General features: G+C 64.5%; 8 protein-coding genes. 6 read left to right on the forward strand and 2 right to left on the reverse strand.

Translation table 11 applies throughout. From position 1 onward, the window contains the following. The 4 genes from phnL (at position 1) to AC6LJY_RS20515 (ending at position 3,050) form a co-directional block, all read left to right on the forward strand. Complete coding sequence (gene phnL, locus AC6LJY_RS20500; protein ID WP_498136644.1) at positions 1-741, forward strand: phosphonate C-P lyase system protein PhnL; 741 nt, start codon at positions 1-3, stop codon at positions 739-741. Continuing rightward, complete coding sequence (locus tag AC6LJY_RS20505) at positions 723-1,922, forward strand: alpha-D-ribose 1-methylphosphonate 5-triphosphate diphosphatase (protein WP_046804401.1); 1,200 nt, start codon at positions 723-725, stop codon at positions 1,920-1,922. Before phnL ends, AC6LJY_RS20505 begins: the two co-directional genes overlap by 19 nt. A 25-nt stretch (positions 1,923-1,947) precedes the next feature. Then, complete coding sequence (locus AC6LJY_RS20510; protein WP_104144580.1) at positions 1,948-2,490, forward strand: MOSC domain-containing protein; 543 nt, start codon at positions 1,948-1,950, stop codon at positions 2,488-2,490. Between the two features lie 125 nt (positions 2,491-2,615). Further along, positions 2,616-3,050 carry a hypothetical protein gene (locus tag AC6LJY_RS20515; RefSeq protein WP_046804403.1) on the forward strand — a complete coding sequence of 145 codons (435 nt, stop codon included), beginning with the start codon at positions 2,616-2,618 and terminating at the stop codon, positions 3,048-3,050. A 115-nt stretch (positions 3,051-3,165) separates the two neighbouring features. On the opposite strand, the gene AC6LJY_RS20520 is transcribed toward AC6LJY_RS20515, so the two are convergent. Both AC6LJY_RS20520 and AC6LJY_RS20525 read right to left on the reverse strand, forming a co-directional pair. Then, positions 3,166-3,540 (reverse strand): hypothetical protein, encoded by a 375-nt coding sequence (locus AC6LJY_RS20520; protein ID WP_046804404.1) that lies wholly within the window; start codon positions 3,538-3,540, stop codon positions 3,166-3,168. Positions 3,541-3,694: 154 nt separating this feature from the next. Next, entirely contained in the window at positions 3,695-4,936 is a 1,242-nt protein-coding gene (locus AC6LJY_RS20525) for a dicarboxylate/amino acid:cation symporter (RefSeq protein WP_498136645.1), read from the reverse strand. Positions 4,937-5,228: 292 nt separating this feature from the next. Here AC6LJY_RS20525 and AC6LJY_RS20530 point away from each other — a divergent pair, with 292 nt between their 5' ends. After that, positions 5,229-6,128, forward strand: a complete 900-nt coding sequence (locus AC6LJY_RS20530) for an SMP-30/gluconolactonase/LRE family protein (protein ID WP_314359858.1) — start codon at positions 5,229-5,231, stop codon at positions 6,126-6,128. Positions 6,129-6,315: 187 nt separating this feature from the next. Then, a complete protein-coding gene (fba, locus tag AC6LJY_RS20535; RefSeq protein WP_046804412.1) occupies positions 6,316-7,380 on the forward strand; it encodes a class II fructose-bisphosphate aldolase in 1,065 nt (354 codons plus the stop codon). The last annotated feature ends 145 nt before the right edge of the window (positions 7,381-7,525 follow it).

Below are 7,525 nucleotides of genomic sequence, written 5' to 3' on the forward strand. Positions count from 1 at the left end.
ATGCATGCATCCTTACCCATGATCGAAGTGCGGGGGCTGGTGAAACGGTTCACGCTGCACAACCAGGGCGGCATGCAGCTGCCCGTGCTGGATGCCGTGGACATGACCGCCGCCGCCGGCGATTGCCTGGTGCTGGCCGGCCCGTCGGGCACCGGAAAAAGCACCTTGCTGCGTTGCCTGTATGGCAACTACCTGGCTACCGAAGGCAGCATCCGCGTGCGCGCCCATGATGAATGGGTCGAGCTGGTGGGCGCGCCCGAACAGCGCATCCTGGCGTTGCGCCGCGACGTCATCGGCTACGTCAGCCAGTTCCTGCGCGTCATTCCGCGGGTGTCCGCGCTGGACGTGGTGGCCGAGCCGCTGCGCGTGGCGGGCGTGGACGCCGCCGATGCGCGCGAGCAGGCCGGCGCCTTGCTGCAACGCTTGAATGTGCCGCCGCGTTTGTGGGGCCTGGCGCCCGCCACGTTTTCCGGCGGCGAGCAGCAGCGCGTCAATATCGCGCGCGGCTTTATTGCACGCCATCCGATTCTGTTGCTGGATGAACCCACGGCGTCGTTGGATGCCGACAACCGCCGCGTGGTCATCGCGCTGATCCACGAAGCACTGGCGGCGGGCCGCTGCCTGCTGGGCATCTTTCACGACGCCGAAGTGCGCGACGCCGTTGCCACCAAAACCCTGGCGTTGCGCCCCGCGCCGCCCGCCACGCTTGCCCTGGAGCCCGCATGCCAAGCTCATACCTGACCCATGCCCGCGTGATCATGCCCGACCGCGTGCTGGAGAACAGCGCGGTGCTGATCGATGACGGCCGCATCGTGGCCATCGAGCCGGACGGCGCGCGGGCGGACCGCGTGGTGGACTTGCAAGGCCAGACCTTGATGCCCGGCCTGATCGACCTGCATTGCGACGCCATCGAAAAGGAAGCGGAACCCCGCTCGCGCGTGCTGTTTCCGTTCGATTTCGCGGTGGCGCAGGTCGACCGTCGCAACGCCGCCGCGGGCATCACCACGCCTTTTCATGCGCTGTCTTTCGCCAACAATGAATGGGGCGTGCGCAACAACCAGACGGCGGCGCAGGTGGTGCGCGCGGTGCATGCGTTCCGCCCGCACAGCCTGGTGGACAACCGCGTGCATTGCCGCTACGAAGTCACCGACCCAACCTCAGTGGACGTATTGCGCGCATTGATGGACGAAGGCGCGGTGGACCTGTTGTCGGTGATGGACCATTCGCCGGGGCAGGGGCAGTTCAAGACGCTGGAATCCTATCTGCAATACATGATGGGCAACCACGCCATGAGCCGCGAGCAGGCCGAAGAGGCGGCCCACGCCAAGACACGCGCCAAGGACGGGGCGGTGACGCGCGTGCAGGCACTGCTGGCGCACGCGCATGCGCTGGGCATCGCCACCGCCAGCCATGACGACGATTCCGTGCAGCGCATCGCCACGATGCGTAACCTGGGCGTGTCGATGAGCGAATTCCCCATCACGCTGGACACGGCGCGCGCGGCGGTCTCGTGCGGCCTGCCCACCATTCTTGGGGCGCCCAACGTGTTGCGCGGGCAAAGCCAGAGCGGGTCGATGCGCGCCATCGACGCCATCCGCGCGGGCGTGGCCAGCTGCCTGTGTTCGGACTACCAACCGTCCACGCTGATCGCCGCCGCATTCGCCGTGGCGGCGCAAACCGACCTGAGCTGGCCGCAAGCCATCGCGCTGGTCACGGCAAACCCGGCCGACGCCTGCGGGCTGGCCGATCGGGGCCGGATCGCGGTGGGCCAGCGGGCGGATCTGGTGGCAGTGGCACAAGTTGGCGCGCTGCCACTGATCAGTCACACCTGGTCGGCCGGCCGGCTGGTATTCTCCACGCACTATCTGCCGACGCGCACGCACGCGGCGGCGTCGCCCGAAGCGCAACGCGAGGCGGCATGACACCCTGTTTTTCCGGAGTACCGCGATGAATCCGATCGTGATTGCCGTGGCGCTAAGCGCAACGCATGCGTTCAGCAAGCCGGTCGTGCCGACCATCCTGCTGGTCAAGGGGCTGGGCGTCGAAGGCGACGCGCATCAGGGGGTGACCGTCAAGCATCGCTCGCGCGTGCGGGCCGACCCCACGCAGCCCAACCTGCGCCAGGTGCATCTGATTCAGGCGGAACTGCACGACGAGCTGCAACTGGCCGGCTTCAATGTGGCCGAAGGCACGATGGGCGAAAACATCACCACGCGCGGTATTGACCTGTTGGCGTTGCCACGCGGGGCGCGACTGCGTATCGGCGAAGACGCAATCATCGAAATCACCGGGTTGCGCAATCCGTGCGTGCAACTGGACCAATATCAGAAAGGTCTGATGGCCGCCGTGCTGGGCCGCAACCCGGACGGCAGCCTGCAACGGCGCGCCGGCGTGATGGGGATTGTGATCGAGGGCGGGGCGGTCTGCCCGGGCGACAGTATCCGAACCGAGCTTCCCGCACTGCCGCATTTGGCACTGGAACGGGTGTAGCGTCAAAAACATCGCGGGCAGCCACAGACGGGTCGCCGCGCATCTGGTTAAATGGCGAAAGGCGTAACGGCCTGAGGCGCAGCCGATACTTTTTCGGCTCGCCATCCAATTTTCCGGAGCGCGCAATGGCACGATTCAATTTCACCCAAGACCCCGAAGAACCCGATCTGTGGGCGGCCGAAAACGTGCCTGCCGGCGATGGCCGGCCCCCCATTCACGTCATGATCCAGACGGATGGCGAAGAGCCCGACAGCGGCGCCTCCAAGGTGGTCAAGGGCATCATCGACAATCTTGACGATCACATCCTGGCAGCGGCCGAGTTCCTGCTGGATAACTATTCGTACGAGCACTACAAAAAGCTGGGTCTGGAAGACGACCAGTTGCTGCAGGAAGAAACCGCCGACGCCATGGCCGAAAAAGCCGTGCTGCGCGCATTGTGGCTGTTCGACGAAGACGGCGACGGCTACGAACTGTGGTTCACGCTGCCGTGGGATCCGGTCCACACGTATGACGTCGAATTCGAAGACGGCGCGCCGGTGTCGTGCTCGGTCAACGACTAAGCAGTTGAAAACCCGGCCAGGCGCTGACAGTCCGATCAAGCACTGAAAGCCTGACCCAGCACTGAAAGCCGGTTGCGCGCTCCGCCGATCCGCCCTCGTGGCGGCGGCGGGGTCTTCAGCGGACCAGCTCGAATTTTGTCGACAGGCTTTGCCCCAACGATTCGTCGTAGCGGTAGCGCAGCTTGATTGGCTTGCCCTGGCGAATCTGGCCGGGCGGCGTGTCCTCCAGCGACACGTCCATTTCGCGGTTTACGAATTCGGTGCAATCCGTATCCGCGCGCGCGCCTTCCGGAATGTCGGCCGCCTTGACCTTGATACGAAACGTGGTTTGAGACAGCGTCGTGCCGTCGGTGCGGCTTTGCCGCATCTGTAGCGCGGGCGTGGTGACTGTGCCGGCCAGGTCGCAGGAAATGCGGGTCCAGGCGTTTGCGTCAGCGGCGGCAACCAGGGCGATTGCCGCCAGGATGCCGCGCAGGGGGAGGGGTGTCATGGCATTGCATGGGGCGGGCGCTGCCGGATGGCACGCCGCGCCGCAGGTCAAGAACGGGAAGCCTATGTTGCTCCCGCGCTTGCGGCGCGGTCAAGCGCCGGATCATGTGGCCCGATTACGTGGCCCGATCAAGCAGCCCGATCCAACAGCCCGATCAAGCCGCCGCATCGTCGCGGTCGTCTTCCAGTTTTGCAATGACGGCCGTGGCCAGGCTGTTGCCCACCACATTGGTCGCGGTGCGGCCCATGTCGAAAAACTGGTCGATGCCCATGATCAGCAGCAGGCCCGCTTCCGGTAAATGGAACATCGGCAGGGTGGCGGCCACCACGACCAGCGACGCGCGCGCCACGCCCGCCATGCCCTTGCTGGTCACCATCAGCACCAGCAACAGCGTCAACTGCTGCGCAAAGCTCATCTCAATGTTGTAAGCCTGCGCAATGAACAGGACGGCGAATGACTGATACATCATCGAGCCGTCCAGATTGAACGAGTACCCCAGCGGCAATACAAAGCCCGAAATGCGCTTGGACACGCCAAAGCGTTCCAGTGCTTCGATGGTCTTCGGATAGGCCGATTCGCTGCTTGCCGTGGAAAATGCCAGCAAGGTCGGCTCTTTGATCAGCCCGCCCAGGCGGCGCGTGGACTTGCCCAGGAACAGGTAACCGACGCCAAACAGAATCGCCCACAGCAGCGCCAGGCCCAGGTAGAACTCGCCAATCAGCTTGCCATAGCTGACCAGCACGCCCAGCCCTTCGGTGGTGATGGCGGCGGCCATGGCGGCGAACACGCCCAGCGGCGCAAAGCGCATCACGTAGTCGGTGACGCGGAACATGATCTTGGCCAGCTCGTCGATCATGGTGTAGATCGTGTGGTGGCCCTTGCCGCGTATGAACGACAACGCTGCGCCAAAGAACAGCGAGAACACCAAAATCTGCAAGATCTCGTTGTTGGCCATCGCTTCGGCGATGCTCTTGGGGAACACGTGCGCGATGAACGCCTTGAGCGTGAAGTCGCCCGTCTTCAGGCCCGAGGTGATGCCCGCGTCCGGAATCGCCAGGTTCATGTGTGCGCCCGGCTGAAAGATATTGACCAGCAGCAGGCCCAGCAGCAAGGACACGGCGGACGCCGCGATGAACCACACCATGGCGCGCAAGCCGATGCGGCCCACGGCGTTCGCGTCGCTCATGCTGGCCAGGCCCGACACCAGCGTCGCGAAGACCAGCGGCGCGATGATCATCTTGATCATGCGCAGGAAGATGTCCGTGACCAGGCTGAAGTACGACGCAATTTCCGCTGCGTGCTTCGCGTCCTGCGCCGTCTTGTTGCACACGTAGCCCACCACGACGCCCAGCACCATGGCGATGCCGATGTAACGCGTCAGCTTCTTTGTATTCATGATCAAAACGGAAACAAGGGACCCGCCGCATAGCGCCCCGGGGTGGGGGTCGACCCGCCGGCATGGGGCGGGAAAGGCGGTCCGGTTTTGGGGATGCCAAGGCAAATCCCGGGGTACGGGTTTTCCCTTGGGGCGCGATGTTAACGCCCGCCACCTGACAGTCAGTTGTCATCTTGGGGACATATCCGTAACACCTTTGACGTGACAGAATGGGTCCGCCCGGCCGAACGCATCGGCCATGCGGCGCATTTGAAAAGCCGGCCCCGATGGGGCGATAACAGGAGACAAGGCAATGCCGAAACGCGAACTGTCCGTGCTGGCAACGGGATACACCTACCTGGAGGGCTTGCGATGGCACGAAGACCGCTTGTGGGCGTCGGACTTCTATACCGGGCAGGTCATCGCCGTGGATCTGAAGGGCAATATTGAGCTGATCTGCCGCGTGCCCCAGCAGCCCTCGGGCCTGGGCTGGCTGCCCGATGGCCGCCTGCTGATCTCGTCCATGAAAGACCGCAAGGTGCTGCGCCGGGAAGCGGATGCCACGCTAAGCGTGCATGCGGATTTGTCCTCGCTGGCGGGCGGCCCGATCAACGACATGGTGGTGGATGCGCAGGGCCGGGCGTACGTCGGCAACTTCGGTTTCGATTTGATGGCCGGCGAACCCGTCGCGACCACGACGCTGGTGCGGGTGGACACGGACGGCGTTGCGCAGGCCGTGGCCGATGGGCTGTGCTTTCCCAACGGCTCGTTCATCACGCCGGATGGCAACACGTTGATTGTCAACGAGACGTTCGGCAACCGGATCTCGGAATTCGACATCCTGCCCACGGGGGCACTGGGCCCGCGCCGCGACTGGGCCAACTTCGGCCCGTTGCCGGATAGCGACGACCTGTCGGTGCTGATCGCCGCGTCCGCCATCGCGCCGGATGGCGGCGCGATGGATGCCGAGGGAGCGCTGTGGGTGGCGGACGCCATCGGCAAGCGCATCGTGCGGGTGGAGCGGGGCGGCGCCATTCTGGAACAGATCGATACCGGCGAATTCGGCATCTTCGCCGCGGCGCTTGGCGGTCCGGACGGCTGCACGCTGTTCATGGCGGCCGCGCCGGATTTCATCGAGGCAAACCGCCGCGCCAAGCCCGAAGCCCGCATTCTGACGACTCGGGTGGACGTGCCGCACGCCGGCCGGCCCTGAGACCGGGGCCGGAGTCGGGCGGGGGCTGGGTGGAGGCTGAAGGCGTAGACCGGTTGTACGCCTTCCGTCCTCGGCTGAATGGACTGGATACCGGCGGTTGCAAGACCTTTCCTGGAAACCCCCGTAAAATCACCCCATTCAGCAAGCCTTCAACCATTTCAATAAACAGTACTTAGGAGGACCACTCATGGCCCTAGTCTCCATGCGCCAGTTGCTCGACCACGCCGCCGAGAACGGCTACGGCATTCCGGCTTTCAACGTCAACAACCTGGAACAGGTCCAGGCCATCATGGAAGCCGCTGCGGAGACCGACAGCCCGGTGATCATGCAAGCCTCGGCCGGCGCGCGCAAGTACGCGGGCGAAGGCTTCCTGAAGCACCTGATCCAGGCCGCGGTTGAGTCCTACCCGCACATCCCCGTCGTGATGCACCAGGATCACGGCCAGTCGCCCAAGGTCTGCCAAGGCGCCATCGACCTGGGCTTCTCCAGCGTGATGATGGACGGTTCGCTGAAAGAAGACGGCAAGACCATTGCCGACTACGACTACAACGTCGAAGTCACCAAGAAGGTGGTGGACGTCGCCCACAAGCTGGGCGTGACGGTTGAAGGCGAACTGGGCTGCCTGGGTTCCCTGGAAACCATGGAAGGCGACAAGGAAGACGGCCACGGCGCCGACGGCAAGCTGACCATGGACCAGCTGCTGACCGATCCGGAACAAGCCGCCGACTTCGTGCGCCGCACCCAGCTGGACGCGCTGGCAATCGCCATCGGCACCAGCCACGGCGCCTACAAGTTCACGCGCAAGCCCACCGGCGACATCCTGTCGATTTCCCGCATCAAGGAAATCCACGCCCGCCTGCCCAACACCCACCTGGTGATGCACGGCAGCTCCAGCGTGCCGCAGGAACTGCTGGCTGAAATCCGCGAATTCGGCGGCAACATGAAGGAAACCTACGGCGTGCCGGTCGAGGAAATTCAGGAAGCCATCAAGTACGGCGTGCGCAAGATCAATATCGACACCGATATTCGTCTGGCCATGACCGGCGCGATCCGCCGCTTCTTTGCCGAGAACCCCGAAAAGTTCGACCCGCGCGAATACCTGAAGCCCGCCCGCGCCGCCGCCAAGGCGATCTGTGTGGCTCGCTACACGGAATTCGGCACCGCCGGCAACGCCAGCAAGATCCGCGCGCTGCCGCTGACGGAAATCGCCGCGCAATACGCGTCGGGCAAGCTGTCGCAAGTGGTGCAATAAGCCTGCCACGCCGCTGCCATCGGGCGGCGACGCGGTGATGCAAAAAGGGGCGGGTCCGTAGTGGACCCCTCCCTCTTTTCTCGGGCTGACGCGGCCACCCGCGGGTCACGGCGGCGGCCTGGTTGTCGGAATGTGCGGGATGCCG

It is taken from the genome of Achromobacter sp. RT286_PF (assembly GCF_059760425.1).

Excerpts from the sequence above, each read along its gene's own strand:
- phnL (WP_498136644.1), top strand. The coding sequence starts at position 1 with ATGCATGCATCCTTACCCATGATCGAAGTGCGGGGGCTGGTGAAACGG.
- AC6LJY_RS20505 (WP_046804401.1), top strand. The coding sequence starts at position 723 with ATGCCAAGCTCATACCTGACCCATGCCCGCGTGATCATGCCCGACCGC.
- AC6LJY_RS20510 (WP_104144580.1), top strand. The coding sequence starts at position 1,948 with ATGAATCCGATCGTGATTGCCGTGGCGCTAAGCGCAACGCATGCGTTC.
- AC6LJY_RS20515 (WP_046804403.1), top strand. The coding sequence starts at position 2,616 with ATGGCACGATTCAATTTCACCCAAGACCCCGAAGAACCCGATCTGTGG.
- AC6LJY_RS20520 (WP_046804404.1), bottom strand. The coding sequence starts at position 3,540 with ATGACACCCCTCCCCCTGCGCGGCATCCTGGCGGCAATCGCCCTGGTT.
- AC6LJY_RS20525 (WP_498136645.1), bottom strand. The coding sequence starts at position 4,936 with ATGAATACAAAGAAGCTGACGCGTTACATCGGCATCGCCATGGTGCTG.
- AC6LJY_RS20530 (WP_314359858.1), top strand. The coding sequence starts at position 5,229 with ATGCCGAAACGCGAACTGTCCGTGCTGGCAACGGGATACACCTACCTG.
- fba (WP_046804412.1), top strand. The coding sequence starts at position 6,316 with ATGGCCCTAGTCTCCATGCGCCAGTTGCTCGACCACGCCGCCGAGAAC.